General features: G+C 70.3%; 18 protein-coding genes and 1 tRNA gene. 5 read left to right on the top strand and 14 right to left on the bottom strand.

The genetic code is table 11. The annotated features are described in order from the left end of the window. The first annotated feature begins 411 nt into the window (after positions 1-411). Complete coding sequence (locus ACFY8O_RS26790) at positions 412-1,266, top strand: hypothetical protein (protein ID WP_208766070.1); 855 nt, start codon at positions 412-414, stop codon at positions 1,264-1,266. Here ACFY8O_RS26790 and ACFY8O_RS26785 read toward each other — a convergent pair. Beyond that, positions 1,263-1,592, bottom strand: coding sequence for a hypothetical protein (locus ACFY8O_RS26785; RefSeq protein WP_145808969.1), 330 nt, complete (start codon positions 1,590-1,592; stop codon positions 1,263-1,265). The genes ACFY8O_RS26790 and ACFY8O_RS26785 overlap by 4 nt on opposite strands. 100 nt (positions 1,593-1,692) lie before the next feature. On the opposite strand from ACFY8O_RS26785, the gene ACFY8O_RS26780 reads away from it, so the two are divergent. Further along, on the top strand, positions 1,693-1,923 hold the full coding sequence (locus tag ACFY8O_RS26780) for a DUF4287 domain-containing protein (protein ID WP_145808970.1): 231 nt from the start codon (positions 1,693-1,695) through the stop codon (positions 1,921-1,923). An 80-nt stretch (positions 1,924-2,003) separates the two neighbouring features. On the opposite strand, the gene ACFY8O_RS26775 is transcribed toward ACFY8O_RS26780, so the two are convergent. The 8 genes from ACFY8O_RS26775 to ACFY8O_RS26740 form a co-directional block, all read right to left on the bottom strand. Further along, on the bottom strand, positions 2,004-2,891 hold the full coding sequence (locus ACFY8O_RS26775) for a Bax inhibitor-1/YccA family protein (protein ID WP_145808972.1): 888 nt from the start codon (positions 2,889-2,891) through the stop codon (positions 2,004-2,006). 144 nt (positions 2,892-3,035) lie between these two features. Then, positions 3,036-3,122: transfer RNA gene (locus ACFY8O_RS26770), tRNA-Leu, on the bottom strand. Positions 3,123-3,373: 251 nt separating this feature from the next. Next, positions 3,374-5,779, bottom strand: a complete 2,406-nt coding sequence (locus ACFY8O_RS26765) for a glycoside hydrolase family 2 protein (RefSeq protein WP_387906552.1) — start codon at positions 5,777-5,779, stop codon at positions 3,374-3,376. Continuing rightward, positions 5,776-6,669, bottom strand: coding sequence for an ATP-binding cassette domain-containing protein (locus ACFY8O_RS26760; protein ID WP_145809371.1), 894 nt, complete (start codon positions 6,667-6,669; stop codon positions 5,776-5,778). The genes ACFY8O_RS26765 and ACFY8O_RS26760 overlap by 4 nt, the downstream gene beginning before the upstream one ends. Then, positions 6,669-7,613, bottom strand: a complete 945-nt coding sequence (locus tag ACFY8O_RS26755; protein ID WP_145808975.1) for an ABC transporter ATP-binding protein — start codon at positions 7,611-7,613, stop codon at positions 6,669-6,671. The genes ACFY8O_RS26760 and ACFY8O_RS26755 overlap by 1 nt, the downstream gene beginning before the upstream one ends. 4 nt (positions 7,614-7,617) lie before the next feature. Next, the gene (locus tag ACFY8O_RS26750; protein WP_387906548.1) at positions 7,618-8,523 is read right to left on the bottom strand and encodes an ABC transporter permease; all 906 of its coding nucleotides are present in this window, start codon (positions 8,521-8,523) and stop codon (positions 7,618-7,620) included. Next, positions 8,520-9,515, bottom strand: a complete 996-nt coding sequence (locus tag ACFY8O_RS26745; RefSeq protein WP_387906545.1) for an ABC transporter permease — start codon at positions 9,513-9,515, stop codon at positions 8,520-8,522. Before ACFY8O_RS26745 ends, ACFY8O_RS26750 begins: the two co-directional genes overlap by 4 nt. 85 nt (positions 9,516-9,600) lie before the next feature. Further along, positions 9,601-11,334, bottom strand: coding sequence for an ABC transporter substrate-binding protein (locus tag ACFY8O_RS26740; RefSeq protein WP_387906542.1), 1,734 nt, complete (start codon positions 11,332-11,334; stop codon positions 9,601-9,603). Between the two features lie 224 nt (positions 11,335-11,558). On the opposite strand from ACFY8O_RS26740, the gene ACFY8O_RS26735 reads away from it, so the two are divergent. The 3 genes from ACFY8O_RS26735 to ACFY8O_RS26725 all read left to right on the top strand — a co-directional run bounded on the left by ACFY8O_RS26735 (position 11,559) and on the right by ACFY8O_RS26725 (position 16,098). Beyond that, positions 11,559-12,578 carry a LacI family DNA-binding transcriptional regulator gene (locus tag ACFY8O_RS26735; protein ID WP_387906541.1) on the top strand — a complete coding sequence of 340 codons (1,020 nt, stop codon included), beginning with the start codon at positions 11,559-11,561 and terminating at the stop codon, positions 12,576-12,578. A 124-nt stretch (positions 12,579-12,702) separates the two neighbouring features. Continuing rightward, positions 12,703-13,515 (top strand): ABC transporter ATP-binding protein, encoded by an 813-nt coding sequence (locus ACFY8O_RS26730; protein ID WP_387906537.1) that lies wholly within the window; start codon positions 12,703-12,705, stop codon positions 13,513-13,515. Between the two features lie 57 nt (positions 13,516-13,572). Beyond that, complete coding sequence (locus ACFY8O_RS26725; protein ID WP_387906534.1) at positions 13,573-16,098, top strand: ABC transporter permease; 2,526 nt, start codon at positions 13,573-13,575, stop codon at positions 16,096-16,098. Positions 16,099-16,165: 67 nt separating this feature from the next. Here ACFY8O_RS26725 and ACFY8O_RS26720 read toward each other — a convergent pair whose 3' ends face one another. From ACFY8O_RS26720 to ACFY8O_RS26700, 5 genes are all read right to left on the bottom strand, one after another. Further along, on the bottom strand, positions 16,166-17,470 hold the full coding sequence (locus ACFY8O_RS26720; protein ID WP_387906532.1) for a class I SAM-dependent methyltransferase: 1,305 nt from the start codon (positions 17,468-17,470) through the stop codon (positions 16,166-16,168). A 251-nt stretch (positions 17,471-17,721) separates the two neighbouring features. Beyond that, positions 17,722-19,128 carry an NAD(P)/FAD-dependent oxidoreductase gene (locus ACFY8O_RS26715; protein WP_145808986.1) on the bottom strand — a complete coding sequence of 469 codons (1,407 nt, stop codon included), beginning with the start codon at positions 19,126-19,128 and terminating at the stop codon, positions 17,722-17,724. Positions 19,129-19,576: 448 nt separating this feature from the next. Beyond that, positions 19,577-20,518 (bottom strand): Ppx/GppA phosphatase family protein, encoded by a 942-nt coding sequence (locus ACFY8O_RS26710; RefSeq protein WP_387906530.1) that lies wholly within the window; start codon positions 20,516-20,518, stop codon positions 19,577-19,579. Positions 20,519-20,552: 34 nt separating this feature from the next. Beyond that, a complete protein-coding gene (locus tag ACFY8O_RS26705; RefSeq protein WP_387906690.1) occupies positions 20,553-21,089 on the bottom strand; it encodes a DUF501 domain-containing protein in 537 nt (178 codons plus the stop codon). A 70-nt stretch (positions 21,090-21,159) separates the two neighbouring features. Further along, positions 21,160-21,630 carry an FtsB family cell division protein gene (locus ACFY8O_RS26700; RefSeq protein WP_145808989.1) on the bottom strand — a complete coding sequence of 157 codons (471 nt, stop codon included), beginning with the start codon at positions 21,628-21,630 and terminating at the stop codon, positions 21,160-21,162. Positions 21,631-21,709: the final 79 nt, after the last annotated feature.

The following is a 21,709-nucleotide window of genomic DNA, read 5'->3' as shown; positions in this document are numbered from 1 at the left end:
GGTACGAGGGCGGCACCTGCCCGCAGCGGAGGCGAAGCACAGCGCGACCCCGGGCACAGAGCGGCTGAGCTGAGCCGTAGCGGAGGGTAGGGGTCGTCCGAGGTACGAGGGCGGCACCTGCCCGCAGCGGAGGCGAAGCCCAGCGCGACCACGCGTGCGCAGCGGCTGAGGAGGGCTCCTCACTCCCACGTGAGGACCGTGTTGAACCGGCCGAGCTCCGATCGTGACCGAATCTCCCCCAGGATGTGATCTGCGTCCCGGGGGAGAGTCGTTTCTGCAGGTCACACCTGCCCTGCTACGCACCGCCGGGCCCAAAGACCTGTCCAATTCGTGACGTAATGCACTGACAGGAAGCACGGGTACAGGACAAGCTGATGTAGGAAGTCGGGGGTGTCGATTGAAACCGGGAGTATGTCAGTGAGCGCCATGCCGTTTGCCCTGTTGCTGACCACCGCCGCTGCCACGGCCGTCGGCGCCGCTGCCCTGCACGCTGCTCACGGGCTGCGCAAGCAGGTCAGCGCCCTGCGCACGGAGCTGGCGGAGGGCCGGACCCTCCGGGCGTCCGTGCCCGAGCAGCAGGACCGAAGCTCCACCACGCCCGCCGAGGAGATACGCGCGGCCGTCGCCGACGCGCTCGCCGAGGAGCGCGAGCGAGAACTGGCCGAGGCGCGCGCCTTCTGGGCCGCCCAGGAAGCCCGCGACGCCGCCGACGCCCCGTCCCTGCTGGGCGGCCTCGGCGAGGACGCCCCGTTCTTCATGCCCCGGCAGAGCGACTTCGCGGGCCTGGAGGCGATGGACCTCGAAGCCGGTGACGCCCTCGACGAGCTGGCGGAGCTCGCGGAGCTCACCGACCTGCCCGAGATCGCCGAGTACGCGGAGTTCGCGGACGACTCCCCCGAGCTGGCCGCGGCCCGCCGCCGCCACCCCTCGCACCCGGACTTCGTCCCCGTGCAGACACCCGTGGTCACCGACCATGAGCGTACCGTGAACCGTCTGGAGCGGCTCGCCGACACCGGCACCGAGCTCACGGACGTGCGCCCCGGCCCGCTCGGCACGCTCGACGTGTACGTCTTCGCCGACGGCACCACGCTCTGCATGACCCCCGGCCACCGGGAGACCGCCGAGCGGCTCGCCGAGTCCCTGCGCTCGGGTCAGCAGCCGGTGCTGCTGGGAGGGTCCGGGGTCTCCGGCGCCTACGCACTGACCTTCTCGTGCGGCGAGGAGAACGTCTACATCCTCGCCGACCGCGTCATCGCCTCGTTCTAGCGCGGGCCGGGTGCGAACGCACGCGCCGCCGCTTCCTCGACACACCGCACGGCCTCGTCCAGCTCCCGGGACGAGGCCGTTTCCAGTGCCACCGCGAGGTCCCGGCCCGCGACGGCGAGCTGGTCACCGACCGCGAACATCCCGGCGTCCGGCATGACCCTCGGCTCCCGGCCGGGCGCCTCGGCGCGCTGGGCCCGGGCGGCCAGCTCCCTGGCGGTGGCCAGGGCCTCCGCGGCGGCGCCGCGCTGCAGCCGGCTCTGCGGGGCGCTGCGCAGCCGGTCGGCGAATCGGTCCACGGCGGTGACAAGAGGGGTCGTATCGAGCACGCCGTGACCCTACGCGCCCCCACCGGATGGTTGCCAACGCGCGGATGCTCGGGCACGGTGTCGGGAAGGAACAGCAACGCGCACTGCGTCGGAGGCGCCGATGTCCCAAGTCTTCTCCGAGGAAACCCATCGCAACCTGCTCTCCCGCATCCCCCACTGCACCGGCCGCGACATCGCCGACTGGCTCCGCACCGTCGACGAAGGCCCTTCTCTCTTCCGCTTCGAGGAGAAGGTCAGCTGGCTGCGGAGCGAACACGAGCTCGCCTACGGCCACGCGAAGGCGATCATCCACGAGTACGACCTGAGACGGGCCGCGCGGAAGCTCCGCTGAGCACCGCGGACACCCCGTGACGACGGACGGCCCGCAGGCGAAACGCCTGCGGGCCGTCCGTCGTCGTGACGCCTGCGGGGTCAGTCGTCCCCGTTGAGGATGGAGAGCAGACGCAGCATCTCCAGGTAGATCCACACCAGGGTCAGGGTGAGGCCGAAGGCCGCCAGCCAGGACTCCTCGCGCGGGGCGCCGAAGGCGATGCCGTCCTCGACCTGCTTGAAGTCCAGCGCCAGGAAGCACGCGCCGAGGATGATGCCGATGACTCCGAAGAGGATGCCGAGGCCGCCGCTGCGGAAGCCGAGGCCGTCACCGCCGCCGAACACGCTGAACAGCAGGTTGACCATCATCAGGAGCACGAAGCCCATGGCCGCGGCCATCACGAAGCCGTAGAAACGGCGGGTGACGCGGATCCAGCGCATCTTGTACGCGATGAGGACACCGGCGAAGACACACATGGTGCCCATGACCGCCTGCATCACCGTGCCAGGGCTGATGTAGGTGCTGACCGTGCTGGAGATCACCCCGAGGAAGACACCCTCGAAGGCCGCGTAGGCCAGGATCAGCGCGGGCGAGGCCTTGCGCTTGAAGGACTGGATCATCGCGAAGACGAACGCCACCAGGGCGGCGCCCACGGCGATGCCGTAGGACTTGCCGAGGTTGGCCTCGTCGACGGGCAGCAGGGCCCAGGAGAGCGCGGCGGTGAGCACCACGGTGCCCAGCGTCATCGCCGTACGCGTGACGACGTCGTCGATCGTCATCGCGCCGGAGCGCGCCGGCGCCTGCGGGGCGCCGTACTGGGTGTCCTGCTGTGCGTAGGGGTTCGTGGCGTACGGGTTGGCGGCGGCGCCCTGCGCGTACGGGTTGGCACCCGCTGCGGGGGCCCCGGCCTGCGGCGCCGCGTTGAAGCCCGCGTAGCCGTTGTCGCGGCTGAACCCCCGTCGCGAGAAGACCGGGTTGCTGCTCCTCATTTCACTCCTCCATGGCCACCGTGCGTGGCCTTGCCACAAGAGTAATGGGTAGGCAAAACAATGGCCCTAGTGCCAGAGGAGGATCTTTGAGGAAGTTGACGCCTGAAGTACCGCACGGTCGGCCCGGCGCCACCGGCGGAGCGGTGGTGCCCGGAGCCGGACTCGAACCGGCACGCCCCCGAGGAGGCAGCGAGGTTTAAGCTCGCCGTGTCTGCATTCCACCACCCGGGCGTGGGCGCGCGCGATTCCGCGTTGGCACAAGACCCTATCCGGGGGCATCCCTCGAACAGCGGAACACCCGCTCGATGTTGTCTTATTTTATTGACTGCTTGAGGGTCCGTCAGACGGTCCGTACCGCATCAGTCCACGCCCGGACCGCCCGATCGGTACGAACCCCGGCAAACGGGAATGACGGAAACTCGCCGCACCCGCACGGCCCATTCGCCATGGGCCGCGCCACCGTTCGCCAGGGTCGCGCCACCTCACACGGCGGCGGTCTCGTTGACGCACCGCAGGACCGGTCGGCGGCCGAGGGCCTCCGGGTCCTTCAGCACCGCTCCCGTGACATGGAACACGGCGCTCTCGCCGGGCAGCAGGGTGACGAGCATGTCGTCCACCTCGGCCGCCGGGTCCAGCCGGTCGGGAAAGAGCGCGAGGTCCCGCAGGAGGGTCCGCGCCGTCACCGTCACCCGGTAGCCGATACCCGACTCGTCACCCTGGGTCACGGTGACGTCGTAGCGGGCCGGCGGAAGCGCCACCCGCGGGTCCTCCTCGAAGAACTCGACCGTCCGCAGGTCCCCCAGCTCCGCCACGAGCACCTCCCGGGAGCTGTCCGCCGGCCCGGCGACGGAGGGCGGCAGGGGCACGCGGGTCACCTCGCGGGCCGCCGTGGCCACCACGACCGTCTCCTCGGCCAGGACCACGCCCTCCAGCGAGCGCCTGGTCAGTCTCAGCGCCCCCTCCCAGGGGCGGGGTGAGTCGTTGACCAGGTGCAGGGCACCGTCGCGTACGGCCATGAGGCGGTCCGCGTACACCGAGCGCAGGGCGTACCAGAGCGGCTTGCGGCGGCCGTCGCCGTCCACCGCGGCCCAGGAGACGACCGGCCAGCAGTCGTTCAGCTGCCACACGATCGCGCCCATGCAGTACGGGGTGTGCGAGCGGAAGTGCCGGATGCCGAAGGCGACCGCGCGGGCCTGGTTCAGCTGCGTGAGCCAGTGCCAGTCGTCGAAGGACCCCGGCTGGGGGAGGTGGTCGCCGAGACCGCGCAGCAGCTTGGCGTCGCCGTCCTCCGCCTTCTGGTGGTGGGTGATCAGCGGGGCGCCCAGACCGAGCGGGCCACTGACGGCCCGGCGCAGCGTGGCGTACGCGGGCGGGCCCTGGAAGCCGAACTCGGCCACGAAGCGGTGGGCAGCGTCGGCGTAGTGCGTGTAGTCGGCCCGGTTCCAGACCTCCCACAGGTGGACCGTGCCCCGTGCGGGGTCGTTCGGGGGCAGCTCGGGGGAACCGGAGTAGGGCGAGCCCGGCCAGTACGGACGGGTCGGGTCGATCTCGGCGCAGAGGGCCGGCAGCAGTTCGTGGTAGTAGGCGTGGCCCCAGGTGCGGCCCGCCAGCTTCTCCTGCCAGCCCCAGTCGGCGTGGCCCTCCAGGTTCTCGTTGTTGCCGCACCACAGCACCAGCGAGGGGTGCGGGGCGAGCCGGACAAGGTTCTCGCGCGCCTCCGCGGCCACCTCGTCGTACAGCGGCTGCTCCTCCGGGTAGGCCGAGCAGGCGAACGGGAAGTCCTGCCAGACCAGCAGCCCCTTCTCGTCGGCGAGCTCGTAGAAGTCGTCGCTCTCGTAGAGGCCACCGCCCCAGACGCGGACGAGGTTCACACCCGCCGCGACCGCCTGGTCCAGGCGGTCGGAGATCCGCTGCCGGGTGACGCGCACCGGGAAGCAGTCGTCGGGGATCCAGTTCACCCCGCGTACGAAGACGGGCTCGTCGTTGACCGAGATGCGGAACGCCTCGTGCTCCAGGCCGACGGCCCGGAAGCCCGTCCTGCCGCTCCACGCCTCGTCCCCGAGGCGGACGGTGACGTCGTACAGCGGCTGCTCGCCGTGGCTGTGCGGCCACCAGCGGGCCGCCCCGGGGACGGAGAGGGTGACGGCGCCGCGGTCCTCACCGTCGGGGACGGTGAACGCGGCCCGTGCGCCGGCCACCTCCACCGACGCCTCCAGCGGGCCGTCCCCGGCCCGGTCGACGTCGAGGGTGAGGGCCAGGCGCGGCACCCCGTCCCCGTCGAGATCCGCGAGGACCTTCACCTCGGCGATGCGCGGCCCGGTCCAGGACTCCAGCGCGACCGGCCGCCAGATGCCGGAGGTGACCAGGGTCGGCCCCCAGTCCCAGCCGAAGTTGCAGGCCATCTTGCGGATGAAGGCGTACGGCTCGGTGTAGGCGCCCGGCCGGTCGCCGAGCTTGTCGCGCAGCGCCTCGGCGTAGGTGTACGGCGCCGTGAAACGCACGGCGAGGGTGTTGAGGCCCTCGCGCAGCAGCGAGCGCACGGGGAAGCGGTAGCCGCGGTGCTGATTGGCGGTGGAGCCCACCTCGGTGCCGTTGAGCAGGACCGTGGCGACGGTGTCGAGGCCGTCGAAGCACAGGTCGGTGAACGCGTGCCCGTCCCCGGCCCATAGGAACTCGGTGCGGTACGTCCAGTCGGTACGGCCGATCCAGCCGAGCCGCTTCTCGTTGTCGTCCAGGTACGGGTCGTCGATCAGCCCGGCGGCCAGCAGGTCGGTGTGCACGCAGCCGGGGACGGCCGCCGGGACGCCGCCCGCGGGGAGCCCCACCGGTACGGGGCCGTCAGCGGTGAGCGTCCAGCCGTCGTGCAGGGGCAGGTGGCGGAGTGTCACGCGGAGGTCCTTCCGCAGTCGGGGAGCCCGGCGCAGGCCACGAAGTGGTCCGGCTCGGTCTCGTACAGGTCGCCGTCCCGTGCGCCGCCCTCGTGGTAGGCGCAGCTCCGCACGGGTTCGGCCGCCGTCCAGGGCTGGTTCAGCCGGGGCACGGCGGCGAGCAGCGTGCGCGTGTAGGGGTGGAGGGGGTTGCCGAACACCTTCTGTGTGTCGCCGCGTTCGACGACCCGGCCGCTGCGCAGCACCACGGTCTTCTCGGCGAGATACGTGCCGAGCGACAGGTCGTGCGTGATGTAGAGGACGCCGAGTCCGCGTTCCTTGAGGCCGGCGAGGAGGTTGAGCACGTCGATGCGCGTGGAGGCGTCGAGCATGCTGGTGATCTCGTCCGCGACCAGGAAGCGCAGGTCGAGCAGGAGGGCGCGGGCGATGAGCAGCCGCTGGAGCTGGCCCCCGCTGAGCTGGTGCGGGTAGCGGCCGAGCACCTGACCGGGATCCAGGCGCACGTCGCGCACCGCCTTCTCGACGCGGTCGGCCCACTCGCTGTCGGATACGTCCGGGTGGTAGGCGCGGCGGACCAGCGCGAAGACGCGGTCGGCCTTGAAGACGGGGTTGTAGCAGCTGAAGGGGTCCTGGAAGACGCCCTGGACGCGGCGGTAGAAGTCCTTGCCCGGCCGGACCTGTTCACCGTCCAGGGTGAGGCTGCCCGAGCTGACCTCGGTGAGGCCGAGCACCATGCGGCCAATGGTGGACTTGCCGCTGCCGCTCTCGCCGATGAGGGAGACCAGTTCGCCCGGCGCGGCCGAGAAGGACACCCGGTCGACGGCGGTGGTGGAGCCGCCGCCGAAGGCGCCGGCCCGGAAGGTCTTGGTGACATGGTCGAGGGTCAGCATCAGGCCGCCTTCCAGCACGCGACGGAGTGACGGGGGGCTACCTCGACGACCGGGGGTTCCTCGGCACACCCGCTGTCGGCGAGCGGGCAGCGGTCGCGGAAGCGGCAGCCGGCGGGCGGGTTCAGCAGGGAGGGCGGGGAGCCCTCGATGCCGCTGAGCGGTTTGTCCTTGTAACGGGCGCCGACCTGCGGCAGCGAGCCGATGAGCATCTTGGTGTACGGGTGGCGCGGCTCGGTCGTCAGCACCTTGGTGGGGGCCTTCTCGGCGAGCTTGCCCGCGTACATCACCATGATCGAGTCGGCGATGTGCGAGGTCAGTCCCAGATCGTGGGTCACGAAGATCATGCTGGTGACCAGGCCCTTGTCGCGCAGCCCGGTGAGGGCGCCGACCACGGCCTGCTGGTTGGAGACGTCCAGCGCCGAGGTGACCTCGTCGGCGACGAGGACGGACGGGTCGAGCAGCGTGGAGATCACCATGACGGCACGCTGCTTCATCCCCCCGGACAGCTCGATCGGATAGCGCTCCAGTACGTCGGGTTCCAGGCCGACCAGGGCGAGGCGGCGGTGGAGCTCGTCGGTGTCCACGGTGACGCCGCGCGAGGCGAGGAGCTCGCGGATCATGCGGCCGATGCGCCGGGTGGGGTTGAGCGCGCTCATCGAGTACTGCGGGACGAGCGAGATCTTGTGGAAACGGTAGGCGTTCATCGCCCGGTCGTCGGACAGCGGCAGTTCCTCGCCGTCCAGCGTCACGGTGCCGCCCACGTGCCTCATCCGGCCGTCGAGCCGGATCAGGGCCTTGCCCAGGGTGGTCTTGCCGCAGCCGGACTCGCCCGCCAGGCCCAGGATCTCGCCGTCCGCGAGGTCGAAGCCGACGCCGTCCAGGGCCCGGACCTCGCCGCGCAGCGTGCGGTAGTGGACGCGCAGATCGTTGACGGTCAGGGTCATCTGCTCAGGACTCCCTCAGCTTCGGGTTGAAGACCTCGTCGAGGCCCACGTTGGCGACGTAGAGCGCGCCGACGATCGCGGTGATCCCGGCGCCCGGTGGGATGAACCACCACCACATGCCGAGTTGCAGGGCGCTCCACTGCTGGGCGCTCTGCAGCATCAGCCCCAGCGAGACGCCTTCGGTCGGGCCGAGCCCGATGAAGTCCAGCGAGGAGGCGATGAGGATGGAGCCGCCGAAGAGCAGGATGAACATCATGAAGAGGTACGAGCTCATGTTGGGCGCGATCTCGCGGAAGACGATCCGCCAGGTCCCGCTGCCGCTGAGCCGGGCCAGGTCCACGAACTCCCGGGTGCGCAGCGAGAAGGTCTGCGCGCGGATCGCGCGGGCCGCCCAGGGCCATGAGGTGAGGCCGATGAACAGGCCCTGCACGGCGACGCTGCGCACCCCCATGTAGGCGTTGATGATCAGCAGGACCGCGAGGGCGGGGATCACCAGCACGACGTTGGTGAGCATGTTGAGGATCTCGTCGGTGATGCCGCCCCGGTAGCCGGCGAGGAAGCCGACGACCATGGCGATGACGGCGGCGATGGCTCCGCCGACGACGCCCACCAGGAAGGTGGCCCGCAGCCCGTGCACGAACTGCGCGTACACGTCCTGGCCGAAGGTGGTGGTGCCCATCCAGTACGTGCCGTCGGGCGCGGACGCCTGGGGGCCGACGTACTCGTTGGGGTTGCCGTTGCCGAGCAGCATCGGCCCGACGACGCCGATCGCGAGCAGGATCACGACCAGGCTCACACCGATGATCAGCTTGGGGTTGCGCACCGCGTAGTGCAGCGACTCGCGGCCCGGCTTGGCCACGGGCGCCTCGGCCGAGGGGGCCTCCGGCGCCGGGTCGGGCAGTGTGCTCATGACGTGCCTCCTGCCATGCCCGTACGGGTGCGGGGGTCGACGACGACGTACACGATGTCGATGAGGAAATTGGCGATCAGTACGCCGATGACGATGAACAGGAACGCGCCCTGGAGCAGGAAGAAGTCCTGGTTCTGGATCGCGGCCAGGATCAGCGACCCCAGCCCCGGGTAGGCGAACACGATCTCGGTGACGAGCGCGCCGGCGACCAGCACGCCCAGCTGGAGCGCGAGACCGGTGACCTGGGGCAGGACGGCGTTGCGGAACGCGTAGCGGCGGATGAGGCGCTGGGGTGCGCCGAGGGCCGCCAGATAGGACGAGTAGTCGGACTCCAGCTCGTAGATGATCATGTTGCGCATGCCGATGGCCCAGCCGCCGAGCGCGACCAGGAACAGTGAGAGGAACGGCAGCACCCAGTGGTGCAGTGCGTCCAGCGCGAAGTCGGCGTTCCAGCCGGGCTGGATGTCCAGGCTGTAGCCCCCGGATATGGGGAACCAGCCCGCCTTGGCCCCGAGCGCCCAGGCGAGGATGACGGCGATCCACATGTACGGCATGGCGGTGAGCAGGTAGCCGGCCGGCAGCACGGTGTTGTCCAGGACCTTGCGGCGGGCGGACAGCGCGCCGATCCAGTTGCCCACGAACCAGCTGAGCAGGACGGCCGGGATCATCAGGCCGAGGGTGTACGGGAGCGCGTCGAGCAGGACGTCGCCGACGGGCGTGGGGAAGACGAAGATGGAGATACCGAAGTCGCCCTGGAGCAGCGCCCCCCAGAAGTGGAGGTACTGCTGCCACAGCGGCTCGTCGAAGCCGAACAGGTTGTTGTAGTACGTGCGCATCGCCTCCGCGGCCTCGGGCTGCGAGACCCGGGCGCGGGCGACCATGGCGGAGACCGGGTCTCCGGGCATGAAGCGCGGGATCATCCAGTTGACGGTGACGGCGACGACGAAGGTCAGTCCGTAGATGAGAAGTTTGCGGGCGAAATAGCGGCGCAAGGGTGTGCTCCCCTGGTGGAGAGCCCCGCCGTGCGCGCACGGTCAGGTGTGCGCACACGGCGGGGCGGTCATGGAGTCGGCGTCGTCACTTGGCGGGCTTCAGCTGGGTGAGCGTCTCGAAGCCGCCCATCTCCAGCCAGTTGCGCCACAGGGCCGGTGCGGTCTTCGGCGCTCCGGCGGCGTCCGACGGCCAGTTCTTCCAGGTCCCCGTGGTGGACTGCGACCACAGGCCGTTGTACCAGAGGGGGATGATGGGCATCTCGGTCAGCTGGATGTCCTGGATCTTCGACACGGCGGCCTTCATGCCCGCGGTGTCGTCGGTCTTGATCCCGCCGAGTTCCTGCACCAGCTTCCAGGCCTCTTCGTTCTCGTAGCGTCCGAAGTTGACCGTGTTCTGCTGCTTCTGGATCGGCATCTGGAAGATGTAGTCGTAGTACGTCCAGGGGGTGTTCGACAGCTGGCGCTCGTTGTTGATGACGAGGTCGAAGTCACCCTTGCCGCGCTGCTCGTTGAGGGCGTTCTGGTCGGGGAACTCGGTGCTGATCCTGATGCCCGCGTCCTTGGCCCCGGAGGCGATGACCTTGGCCGCCTCCATCCAGTCGGTCCAGCCCGAGGGCACGGCCAGCTTCAGGCTGAGGGCGGAGCCGTCCTTGTTCTCGACGAAGCCGTCGCCGTTCCTGTCCTTGTAGCCGGCGTCCGCGAGTTCCTTCATCGCCGCGGCGGCGTCGTGCGTGAAGCCCTTCTCCGCGATGAGGGCCTTGTCCTCGTACTGCTCCCACTGCGGCAGCAGACCCGTCGGGGAGGCCGGCTTGACCAGGTCGCCGTACACCCCCTTGACGATCTTCCCGGTGTCGACGGACGCGGCGAGCGCCCTGCGGAAGGCGGCGTCGTCCATCGGCTTCTTGGTGGTGTTGGGCACCAGCCAGGCGGTGTTGGCCGAGAGCATGTACGGGGCCTTGTCGTAATACGACACGACCTTCTTGCTCTTGATCAGCGACGAGGCCCCGGGCAGGAAGTTGTTGCTGAGGTCCAGCTGACCCTGGCCCAGCTGGCCGATGACTACCTCGTTGCTCGGGTTGGAGACGTCGACGATGTACCGCGGGGCCGGCGTCATGCTCAGCGCCTTCGTGCCCCACCAGTCGTCGCGCCGCTCCCAGACGACCCGGTCCTGTGTCTTGCTCTTCAGCTTGTAGGCACCGGTGCCGACGGGCTTGTCGTTGACGCCGTTGAGGATGTCCTCGTCGGTGCGCGAGCTCCACACGTGTTCGGGGACGATCGGCTGCCCGTAGAGGGTGTAGTCCCACTCCTGGTAGCGGGCCTCCTTGAAGGTGAACCGGACGGTGGTGGCGTCCACCGCCGTCGCATCGGACAGCCAGCTCCACAGCGAGTGGAAGGCGGAGGCCTCGATCTTGCCGAGGCCGTAGGAGTACGCGACGTCCTTGGCGGTCAGCGGCTTGCCGTCGGCCCAGGTGATGCCCGGACGCAGCTTCACCTCGTACGTCTTGTCACCGGTCCAGCTGCCCGACTCCGCGAGCCAGGGGGTCAGCTTGCCCTCGTTCGGGTCGAAGTGGAACAGGGTCTCGTAGACCAGCCCCTTGGTGCCGGTCGCGTGGTCCCAGTTGCGCAGCGGGTTGTAGTTGGCCGGGGGCCCCCACTGGGTGCCGGTCGTGTAGAGCGTCTCGTTGCGCGGCAGCGAGCCCCCCTTGCCGACCGGGCCGCCGGTGCCGCCCGAGCCCGAACCGCCCCCCGTGCACGCGGTCGCGGCGAGTGTGAACACGGCGAGTGCGGTGGTGACCCGCAGCCGGGTACGCGTACCCATAGCCCCTCCTTTTTCCCCGCGCCGTCCCTGCCGAGCGGAGTTACTGAACCGGGTAAGTGCCGTGAAGGTATGGGGGCACCGGAATCGTGTCAAGAGAGCGGGAGCGCTCCCATACGAGTTTTTCCAGGGATTCCCGGAGAGGTCTGGACCGCGCGAGGGAAGACAGAGGTCAGGGACCTGCGGGTAGGATGCCGCCGGAACACGAACCGGTTAAGCGAGGTCGCATGTCCAAGCACCGCCCCACGATCACCGACATCGCCCGTCGTGCCGGGGTCTCCAAGGTCGCGGTCTCGTACGCCCTGAACGACCGCCCCGGGGTCTCCCCCGCCACCCGCGCCTCGATCAAGGCCATCGCGCAGGAGATCGGCTGGCGCCCCAACAGCGCGGCCCGCGCCCTCACCCACGCGCGCGCCGGAACCGTGGGGCTCGCGCTGTCGCGTCCGGCCAGGATGCTGGGGGTCGAGCCCTTCTTCATGGAGCTGATCAGCGGCATCGAGACCGAGCTGTCCGCCCGGGGCTGCGCCCTGCTCCTCCAGGTGGTCACCGACCCCGCACAGGAGCTGGAGATGTACCGCCGCTGGTGGGGCGAGGGCCGGGTCGACGGGGTGTTCCTCGCCGACGTGCGCTCCCCCGATCCGCGGATCGAGGGGGTCACCGAGCTGGGCATGCCGGCCGTGGTGATCGGCCACCCCTCGGCGGCCGGATCGCTCACGCCCGTGTGGTCGGACGACGCCGCGGCACTGCGGGACACCCTGACGTATCTGAGCGCGCTCGGTCACCGCTCCGTCGCCCGGGTCGCGGGCCTGCCCGAGCTGATCCACACCCAGCTGCGCGACCGCGCCCAGCGCGAGATCAGCACCGAACTCGGGCTGGACGAGCCCGTGGTGGTGCACACGGACTACTCCGGCGACGAGGGCGCGCACGCCACACGGCGGCTGATCAGCTCGGCCGCCCGGCCGACCGCCGTCATCTACGACAACGACATCATGGCCGTCGCCGGTCTCTCCGTCGCCCAGGAGATGGGCCTCGACGTGCCCGCCGACCTCTCGCTCGTGGCCTGGGACGACTCCCAGCTCTCCCGCGTCGTGAGGCCGCCGCTGACCGCCCTGAGCAGGGACATCTCCGCGTACGGCAGCCACGCGGCCCGCACGCTCCTGGCGATGGTGGCCGACGGCACCGCCCCCGGTTTCGAGGACGCGGCGGCCCGTCTCGTGCCCCGTGGATCCACCGCCCCGCCCCGGTGACCACCCGGGCCTCTCGGGGGCGGTCTCCTACCTCAGACGTACGCCGTGGACGGGCGGATGCGACTCAAGAGGGCCCCCGGAACGGGCACGGGGACTGACGACCGGGCGGGAAACGGCGGAGACGATGGTGGTGTCCCAGCGACCAGCCCGCCGAACCAGGAGTACCCCTGTGACCACCACCACCGTTCACCGCACCACCGCGGTCGCCGCCCGTGCCACGGAGCTGTCGAAGGTCTACGGCCAGGGTGAGACCCAGGTCGTCGCTCTGGACCGGGTGACCGTGGACTTCCCGCAGGGCGAGTTCACCGCGATCATGGGCCCCTCGGGTTCCGGCAAGTCCACGCTGATGCACTGCGTCGCCGGTCTCGACAGCTTCAGCAGCGGCTCCGTGCGCATCGGCGAGACGGAGCTGGGGACACTGAAGGACAAGCAGCTCACCCAGCTGCGCCGGGACAAGATCGGCTTCATCTTCCAGGCCTTCAACCTGCTGCCCACGCTGACCGCGCTGGAGAACATCACGCTCCCGATGGACATCGCCGGCCGTAAGCCCGACGCGGCCTGGCTGCAGAAGGTCATCGACATGGTGGGCCTCTCCGACCGGCTGAAGCACCGCCCCACCGAGCTCTCCGGCGGCCAGCAGCAGCGTGTCGCGGTGGCCCGTGCGCTGGCCTCGCAGCCGGAGATCATCTTCGGTGACGAGCCGACGGGGAACCTCGACTCCCGTTCCGGCGCCGAGGTCCTCGGCTTCCTTCGCAACTCCGTGCGCGAGCTCGGCCAGACCGTGGTGATGGTGACCCACGACCCGGTGGCCGCCTCCTACGCGGACCGCGTGATCTTCCTCGCGGACGGTGCCGTCGTCGACGAGATGACCCGGCCCACCGCGGACGGGGTGCTCGACCGGATGAAGGCGTTCGAGGCGAAGGGCCGCACCAGCTGACGCGACGGCTGCCGTACCTCCCCTCCGCCTCCCGCACCCTCCCCAGGAATTGACGACATGTTCCGTACCGCCGTGCGCAATGTCCTTGCGCACAAGGCCAGGCTGCTGATGACCGTGCTCGCCGTGATGCTCGGCGTCGCCTTCGTCTCCGGCACCCTGGTCTTCACCGACACCCTCGGCAACGCCTTCCGCAACCAGTCCGCCAAGAACTACGACGACGTGGCGGTCGCCGTCACGACGTGGGCCGAGCGCGGCGACGAGGAGACCGCCGCCGTCGACAAGGCCACGCTGGAGAAGATCCAGGGCCTCGACGGCGTGGCCGAGGCCACCGGACGGGTCTCCGGCTTCGCCGGCGTCGCCGACCCCGACGGCAAGCTCATCGGCAACGGCTGGTCCAACACCGGGTCGAACTTCGCCCCGGGAGCGGACGGCGAGGACGCCCAGTACGACTTCACCGAGGGCACGGGCCCGGTCGAAGCCGGCCAGGTCGCCCTCGACCGGGCCACCGCGGACAAGGGCGGCTACCGCGTCGGCGAGAAGGTCCGGGTCGCGACGAACGGGCCGGTGGAGGAGTACACCCTCTCCGGCGTCTTCACCACCGAGGACGGCGCCGTGAACGCGGGCGGCAGCCTCGTGCTCTTCGACACCGCCGTCGCCCAGCGGCTGTACCTGCGGCCGGATGAGTTCCGGGACGTCACCGTCGTCGCCGAGCCCGGCGCCTCCGACAGCGCGCTGCTCGCCGCCGTGAAGCCGCTGCTGCCCGAGAACGCCGAGGCGAAGACCGGGGCGGTCCTCGCCGACGAGCAGGCCGAGGACATCGAGTCCGGTCTGAAGAACCTCAACCAGATCCTGCTCGTCTTCGCCGCCATCGCCCTCTTCGTGGGCATCTTCCTGATCGCCAACACCTTCACGATGCTGGTCGCCCAGCGGACCAGGGAACTGGCGCTCATGCGCGCCGTGGGCGCCTCCCGCCGGCAGGTCAAGCGCGCGGTGCTGCTCGAAGCGGCCGTCGTCGGCGCGATCGCCTCCGTGGTCGGCTTCGCGCTCGGCCTCGGCCTCGCGGTCGGGCTGCGCTCCGCCACGAGTCTCTTCGGCGGCAAGATCCCCGGGGGCCCGCTCGTCATCTCCCCCACCGCCGTGCTCTCCGCGTTCGGTGTCGGCGTCCTGGTCACCGTGCTGGCCGCCTGGCTGCCCGCGCGCCGGGCCGCGAAGATCCCCCCGGTCGCGGCGATGAACAGCGTCAACGCCGTGGCCACCCCCCGCTCGCTGGTCGTGCGCAACTCCATCGGCGGGGCGATCTCCCTCCTCGGCGCGGCGGCGATCGTCTCGGGCGCGCTGATCGGCAACGACGGGCGCATGATCATCGGTGTCGGGGCGTTCTTCGCGCTGATCGGCGTCATCGTGCTGATCCCGCTGCTGTCGAGGCCCGTGATCGCCCTGGTGCGCCCGGCGCTGAGCAAGCTCTTCGGGGTCTCCGGGAAGCTGGCCGCCCAGAACGCCGTCCGTAACCCGCGGCGCACCGGAGCGACGGCCTCCGCACTGGCGATCGGGCTCACCCTGGTCACCGGCATCTCGGTCCTGGGCGTCACGCTCGGCCAGGCGATCGACCGCATGACCACCGATCACATCAAGGCCGACTACCACGTCTCGATGGCCAGTGGCGGCCCGCTCGACGCGTCGGCGCTCACGGCCCTGGAGAAGGCCGACGGCGTCGAAGCCGTCTCGCCCCAGCAGTCCGTCTGGCTCACGGTCGGCGACGAAGGCCTCTCGGCGTCCGGTGTCACCCCCGGTGACGTGGAGAAGGTGCTCGCCATCGACACGGTCTCCGGCTCCCTCGGCTCCCTCGCCGACGGTGAGATCGCCGTCGCGGAGAAGACCGCGAAGTCGAACGGCTGGAAGACCGGCGACAGCGTGCGGGTGACCTTCCAGGACGACAAGAAGGAGACCCTGAAGATCGGTGCGGTCTTCGAGCAGAACGAGTTCGTCTCGCCGGTCCTGGTGTCGACGGACGTGGTCGGCCCGCACGAGTCGATGCCGAGCATCGTCGAGATCTACGTGAAGATGGAGGGCGGCGCCTCCGACGCCTCCGAGCAGGCCGTGGTCGACGCGCTCGGGGACAACCCCGCCATGAGCGTCATGGACCAGCAGGGCATCCGGGACATGTTCGGCGGCTTCGTCAACACCGCGCTGAACCTCATGTACGGACTGCTCGCGATGGCTCTGGTCATCGCCGTGCTCGGTGTCGTGAACACGCTGGCCATGTCCGTCTTCGAGCGCCAGCAGGAGATCGGCATGCTGCGGGCGATCGGCCTCGACCGGCGCAGGGTCAAGCGCATGATCCGGCTGGAGGCCGTGGTCATCGCGCTCTTCGGAGCGGTGGTCGGGGTGGCGCTCGGCACGTTCCTCGGCTGGGCGATCGGTGAGACCATCGCCGCGTCGGTGCCCGGCTACGCCCTGGTCATCCCGTGGGACCGGCTCGCGCTCTTCCTGGCGCTGGCGGGCCTCGTGGGCGTCCTGGCCTCCCTCTGGCCCGCCCGCAGCGGGGCGAAGCTGAACATGCTGACCGCGATCAAGACGGAGTAGCCCGTCCCGCTCCCCGCGGAAAGGGCCGGTACCCACGGGTACCGGCCCTTTCGTGCGCGCGGACCGATCAGCCGTTCGCCGACGCCGTCCACTCACGGGCCCGCAGCGGCATGCCCGCAGCGCCGCCCTCCCGCGGACGCACCGCGAGGATCTGGTTGACGCCGATCTTGTTGTGCTCGAAGGAGAGCGCGGAGGCGGCCATGTAGAGCCGCCACACCCTGGCCCGGCCGGGCGACGTGGCCCGTACGGCCTCCTTCCAGTGCTGCTCCAGGTTGGTCACCCACCGGCGCAGGGTCAGCGCGTAGTGCTCCCGGATCGCCTCGACGTCCCTGGCCTCGAAGCCGGCCGCCTCCAGGGTGGCGACGGTGCTCCCGACCGGGGCCAGCTCCCCGTCGGGGAAGACGTAGGAGTCGATGAACTCGTCGATGCGGTACGCCGACTCGTCCTTCTCGGGGCGACGGGCGATCTGGTGGTTGAGCAGCCGGCCGCCGGGCTTGAGGAGTGCGTAGAGGTCGTCGGCGTACTCGCGGAAGCGGACCGAGCCGACGTGCTCGGCCATGCCGATGGAGGAAATGGCGTCGTACGGTCCGTCCCTGACGTCCCGGTAGTCCTGGACCCGGATCTCGATCCGGTCCGTGAGGCCTTCCTCGGCGATGCGCTTGCGGGCGAAGGCGGCCTGCTCGGTGGAGAGGGTCACCCCGGTGACCCGGGCGCCGTACTCGCGGGCGGCGTGGATGGCCATGGAGCCCCAGCCGCAGCCGACGTCGAGGAGGCGGTCGCCCTCCTTGAGCGCGAGCTTGCGGCAGACCAGGTCGAGCTTGTCGCGCTGGGCCTCCTCGAGGGTGGAGCCGTCCTGCCAGTAGGCGCAGGAGTAGACCATGGACGGCCCGAGGACCATGGCGTAGAAGTCGTTGCCGACATCGTAGTGGTGGCTGATGGCCGCCTTGTCGCGGCGCCTGGTGTGCAGCGGACCCGTGCGGCGCCGCACCTCCTCGGCGGGCGGGGGCGGCGGGGGCCAGGGACCCGCGATCTGGACGAGGCCCCGGGCGAACGCCCGCACCTTCGGGTCCCGGACGGGATGGACGGTGTCCTTCGCGTCGGCGCCGCGCTCCCAGAGCAGCGAGGCCAGGGAGTCCAGCACGGCGTAGAGGTCGCCGTCGACGTCGATCTCACCGGCCACCCATGCGCGGGCCAGTCCCAGTTCGCCCGGCTTCCAGAGCAGCCGGCGCAGGGCGCGGCGGTGACGCAGGACGAGGGTGGGCGCACCCGGCGGCCCGGACTCGCTGCCGTCCCAGGCCCGGATCCGGACCGGCAGGGGTTCTCCCAGCAACTCTTCGGCAAGAGCGGTCAGCCGCGATGCGGCGTCTGCCATGGCGCACACCTCCGTGGTGGTGTTTCCGAACGTGCCTAAATTCGCATAGACGCACCCGAACCGGGCCGCGACACCTCGGGGCCGCGGCGAGGTACACCAGCGTCAACGCGAGCGGGCCGCCGAGCCATCCCGCCGGAGGGCAACGGAACGGCAAAATGCCTGCACATACCAACTAGTTGGGGTGCCGGGACGCGCCGAAGGGGCCGTCCGCACCACGGATGGCGGACGACCCCTTCGGTGACGGGCAGGAGCTAGGAGGCCTTGGCCTTCTCGCCCTCGGTCTTGCTCTTGTCGCCGTCGGCCTTGGCCGCGACGGGCGGGGGGCTCGGCTTGGCGGCCTCGTAGAACTCCTCGCGCGGAGTCTCCATGGCACCCAGCGAGACGACCTCGCGCTTCAGGAACATCGCCAGCGTCCAGTCCGCGAAGATCCGGATCTTGCGGTTCCAGGTCGGCATCGCCATGCCGTGGTAGCCACGGTGCATGTACCAGGCGAGACGGCCCTTGAGCTTGATCTTCACCTTGCCCATGACGATCATCGCGACGCCCTTGTGCAGGCCCAGTCCGGCGACCGCACCCTTGTTGGCGTGGCTGTACTCCTTCTGCGGGAAGCCCCGCATGCCGGAGATGACGTTGTCACCGAGGACCTTGGCCTGACGCAGCGCGTGCTGGGCGTTCGGCGGGCACCAGGCGTTCGGGTTGCCCGCACGGCGGCCGACCATGTCCGGGACCTGGGCGTTGTCGCCCGCGGCCCAGATGTAGTCGGTGCCCTGCACCTGGAGCTTCTCGGACGTGTCCACGTGGCCACGCGGACCGAGCGGCAGACCGAAGCGGGCGAGCGCCGGGTTGGGCTTCACACCGGCGGTCCACACGATCGTGCTGGAGTCGACCTCGAGGCCGTTCTTCAGGACGACGTGGCCGTCGACGCAGGAGTCCATGGACGTCGAGAGGTAGACCTCGACCCCACGGCTCTCCAGGTGCTCCTTGCCGTAGGCGCCCAGCTTCGGGCCGACCTCGGGAAGGATCTTGTCTGCGGCGTCGACCAGGATGAAGCGCATGTCCTCGCGCTTCACGCTGGTGTAGTACTTGGCCGCGTCGCGGGCCATGTCCTCGACCTCGCCGATGGTCTCCGCACCGGCGAAGCCGCCGCCCACGAAGACGAACGTCAGCGCCTTGCGGCGGACGTCCTCATCGGTCGTCGAGTCGGCCTTGTCGAGCTGCTCGAGGACGTGGTTGCGCAGGCCGATGGACTCCTCGATGCCCTTCATGCCGATGCCCTGCTCGGCGAGGCCGGGGATCGGGAAGGTACGGGAGACCGCGCCCATCGCAATGACCAGGTAGTCGAAGGGCAGCTCGTAGGCCTCGCCGACGAGCGGCGCGACCGTGGCGACCTTGCGGTCCTGATCGATGGTCGTGACTCGGCCGGTGAGAACCTCGGCCTTGGGCAGCACGCGTCGCAGCGGGACGACGACATGCCGAGGCGAGATGCTGCCGGCAGCAGCTTCGGGGAGGAAGGGCTGGTACGTCATGTACGAGCGAGGGTCGACGACCGTGACGGTCGCCTCCCCGTACCGCATCTTCTTCAGAATGCGACGAGCTGCGTACAGGCCTACGTACCCACCGCCTACAACGAGGATCCTGGGACGCTCCGTGGTGCTCATGCCATCGAGTATCCACCCCCCTCGGGGGGCATGCTCGTGAGCCCCTTCACAAGGTATGCGCGACCCTCTGCTACACTTCGCCGCCCACGTGACCCAGGTCATGGCGCCGACGGGGAACCCGAGCGCCCTGGCGAACGTTGTTCACCGCTTGTGAGCTGGCTCTTGAGGCGCCGGGCGAGGTGAACCGGCGGCCCGGGACACGCCCCCGCCACACCCGCGAAACACCCCTGTGGCACCACCGCAGGGCCCCGCGAAGGACCCGCGCGGCCCTGCGGGGAAAGAACTTCCCCCGCAGGGGCCGAATTCCTTGTGAAGAAGTTCACGAAGTTCGTGGCGACGCGTCGCGAAAGGCCCCTCCGGAGGGGTCCGGAGGGGCCTTGGTCAGCTCAAAGGTGCAGGCCGCGATGCGTATGAGCGGCATCTCACCGCGCCTGCCGCCCCCCTGTGATCAGGCGGCCGACCAGGCGATCCCGTCGAGGATGTCGTGCTCGCTGACGACGACCTCGCCGGCCCCGCTGCGCTCCATCACCGCGAGCAGGACGAGCGCGCCCGAGGCGATCACGTCGACCCGGCCGGGATGCATCGCGGGGATCGCCGCGCGCTCCTCGTGCGTGGAGGCGAGCAGCCGCGCGGTGATCTCCCGGACCTGCCCGAGGGAGACCCGGGAGTGGTGGATCGCCTCGGAGTCGTACTCCTCCAGCCCCAGCGCGATCGCCGCGATCGTGGTGACCGTCCCGGCCAGGCCGACGAGGGTGGCCGCGGAGGAGAGCGGCACCGTCTCCTCGGCGTGGTCCAGGGCGGCCCCGACGTCCGCGCGGATCGCGGCGATCCGGTCGGGCGTGGGCGGGTCCACGACCACGCCGTCCTGGACGAGATGACGCTCGGTCATGCGTACGCAGCCGATGTCCACCGACCGCGCGGCGCGTACCCGGTCGTCACCGACGACGAACTCGGTGGAGCCTCCGCCGATGTCCACCACGAGGTAAGGCTTCTCCAGGTGGTCGCTGCCCACCAGTTCCTTGGTGGCACCGTCGAAGGAGAGCTGCGCCTCCTGGTCACCGGTGACGACCTCGGGCTCGACGCCCAGGATCTCCAGCACCCCCTGCACGAACACGGCGCTGTTCTCCGCGTCGCGGGAGGCGGACGTGGCGACGAACCGGATGCGCTCGGCGCCGAGCTCCTTGATCACGGCCGCGTACTCGCGGCAGGCGTCGAAGGTGCGCTCCAGTGCCTCGGGGGCCAGTCGGCCGGTCCGGTCGACCCCCTGGCCGAGCCGGACGATCCGCATCCGCCGGTCCAGCTCGGCGAACCGCCCGGTGGCGGGGTCCACGTCCGCGACGAGCAGGCGGATGGAGTTGGTACCGCAGTCGATGGCGGCTACGCGAGTCATGGGGCTCCTGTGGTCGGGCGTGGGCCGCGTGGCGTCAGGACGCGTCGGACTCACCGCAGGGCGGCGTGACGCACGGGCCCTTCGCCCACCACTGCGGCAGCATCGCGATCGCCTCGTCGCCCAGCGGGTTCACCCCGGGGCCGGCCGCCAGCGAGTGGCCGACGAGGACGTGCAGGCACTTCACCCGGTCCGGCATGCCGCCGGCGCTCGGGAAGCCCTCCAGGACCTCGATGGCGTCACGCCGGGCGATGTAGTCCTCGTGCGCGGCCCGGTAGGCGGCGGCCAGTTCGGGGTCGGTGGCCAGACGCTCGGTCATCTCCTTCATGACCCCGTTGGCCTCCAGGGTGCCGATCGCGGACGCGGCACGTGGGCAGGTCAGGTAGTACGTCGTCGGGAACGGCGTGCCGTCCTCCAGACGGGGCTGCGTCTCGACCACGTCCGGGTTGCCGCACGGGCAACGGTGCGCGATGGCGCGCAGACCGCGCGGCGGGCGGCCGAGCTGGAGCTCGAACGCGGCGATGTCCGCATCGGTGGGCGTGGTGGATTCGGTCTGCGGAGGGGGCGTGTCCATGCCTGCCTTGAATGTCATCGGTCGGACTGTATGAATCGGTGCGGAAAGAGGGCTCGGGGCGTCCGGAAGGTCATTCCCGGTCCGCGCTGTCGACGCCGTCCCAGAGGTTGGAGTGCCAGGGCCGTCCCGTCGCCCCCGGCTCGCCGCGGCGCACCTCGGCGGCGTCCGGGTCGACCACCGTATATCCGGTCTCGCCGGGCATCACGTAGTGCAGATGCTCGCGCGCGAGCCGGCGGATGTACGCGTCATCCTTGAGCCGGGCCTTCTCGTCGCGCAGCTCCTCGGTGCGCGAACGCGCCTCCCGCGAGAGCCTCTCCTGCTCGGCGATCTGGTCGCGCTGGGAGATGTACTGCCGCATGGGGTACGCGAGGGCGACGACCAGGGAGCAGACGATCAACGCCAGGAAGGCGGCCCGCCCGGTGAGCCGGGACCGCCGCGCCTGACGGCGGTTCTGGGACCGGTAGACGCGGGCCGCCGTCTGCTCACCGAGCAGCCGCAGCCTGGTCGCGGTGGAGAACCGGTCGCGGTCCTTCCCGCCCATGTCTCACGCCTCCCCGTTACGCACGTCCGTCCCCGCACACGGTACGGGACCGGATGCGGGGACGGACGGAGGCTGGTGC

The sequence above is a fragment of the Streptomyces argenteolus genome (genome assembly GCF_042902585.1).
GTDB classification, from domain to species: domain Bacteria; phylum Actinomycetota; class Actinomycetes; order Streptomycetales; family Streptomycetaceae; genus Streptomyces; species Streptomyces argenteolus.
This window is presented reverse-complemented; position numbering and strand designations above follow the sequence as displayed.

Coding starts and splice junctions, on each gene's coding strand:
- ACFY8O_RS26790 (WP_208766070.1), top strand. CDS start 412: ATGTCAGTGAGCGCCATGCCGTTTGCCCTGTTGCTGACCACCGCCGCT.
- ACFY8O_RS26780 (WP_145808970.1), top strand. CDS start 1,693: ATGTCCCAAGTCTTCTCCGAGGAAACCCATCGCAACCTGCTCTCCCGC.
- ACFY8O_RS26775 (WP_145808972.1), bottom strand. CDS start 2,891: ATGAGGAGCAGCAACCCGGTCTTCTCGCGACGGGGGTTCAGCCGCGAC.
- ACFY8O_RS26760 (WP_145809371.1), bottom strand. CDS start 6,669: ATGCTGACCCTCGACCATGTCACCAAGACCTTCCGGGCCGGCGCCTTC.
- ACFY8O_RS26755 (WP_145808975.1), bottom strand. CDS start 7,613: ATGACCCTGACCGTCAACGATCTGCGCGTCCACTACCGCACGCTGCGC.
- ACFY8O_RS26750 (WP_387906548.1), bottom strand. CDS start 8,523: ATGAGCACACTGCCCGACCCGGCGCCGGAGGCCCCCTCGGCCGAGGCG.
- ACFY8O_RS26740 (WP_387906542.1), bottom strand. CDS start 11,334: ATGGGTACGCGTACCCGGCTGCGGGTCACCACCGCACTCGCCGTGTTC.
- ACFY8O_RS26735 (WP_387906541.1), top strand. CDS start 11,559: ATGTCCAAGCACCGCCCCACGATCACCGACATCGCCCGTCGTGCCGGG.
- ACFY8O_RS26730 (WP_387906537.1), top strand. CDS start 12,703: ATGGTGGTGTCCCAGCGACCAGCCCGCCGAACCAGGAGTACCCCTGTG.
- ACFY8O_RS26725 (WP_387906534.1), top strand. CDS start 13,573: ATGTTCCGTACCGCCGTGCGCAATGTCCTTGCGCACAAGGCCAGGCTG.
- ACFY8O_RS26720 (WP_387906532.1), bottom strand. CDS start 17,470: ATGGCAGACGCCGCATCGCGGCTGACCGCTCTTGCCGAAGAGTTGCTG.
- ACFY8O_RS26715 (WP_145808986.1), bottom strand. CDS start 19,128: ATGAGCACCACGGAGCGTCCCAGGATCCTCGTTGTAGGCGGTGGGTAC.
- ACFY8O_RS26710 (WP_387906530.1), bottom strand. CDS start 20,518: ATGACTCGCGTAGCCGCCATCGACTGCGGTACCAACTCCATCCGCCTG.
- ACFY8O_RS26705 (WP_387906690.1), bottom strand. CDS start 21,089: ATGGACACGCCCCCTCCGCAGACCGAATCCACCACGCCCACCGATGCG.
- ACFY8O_RS26700 (WP_145808989.1), bottom strand. CDS start 21,630: ATGGGCGGGAAGGACCGCGACCGGTTCTCCACCGCGACCAGGCTGCGG.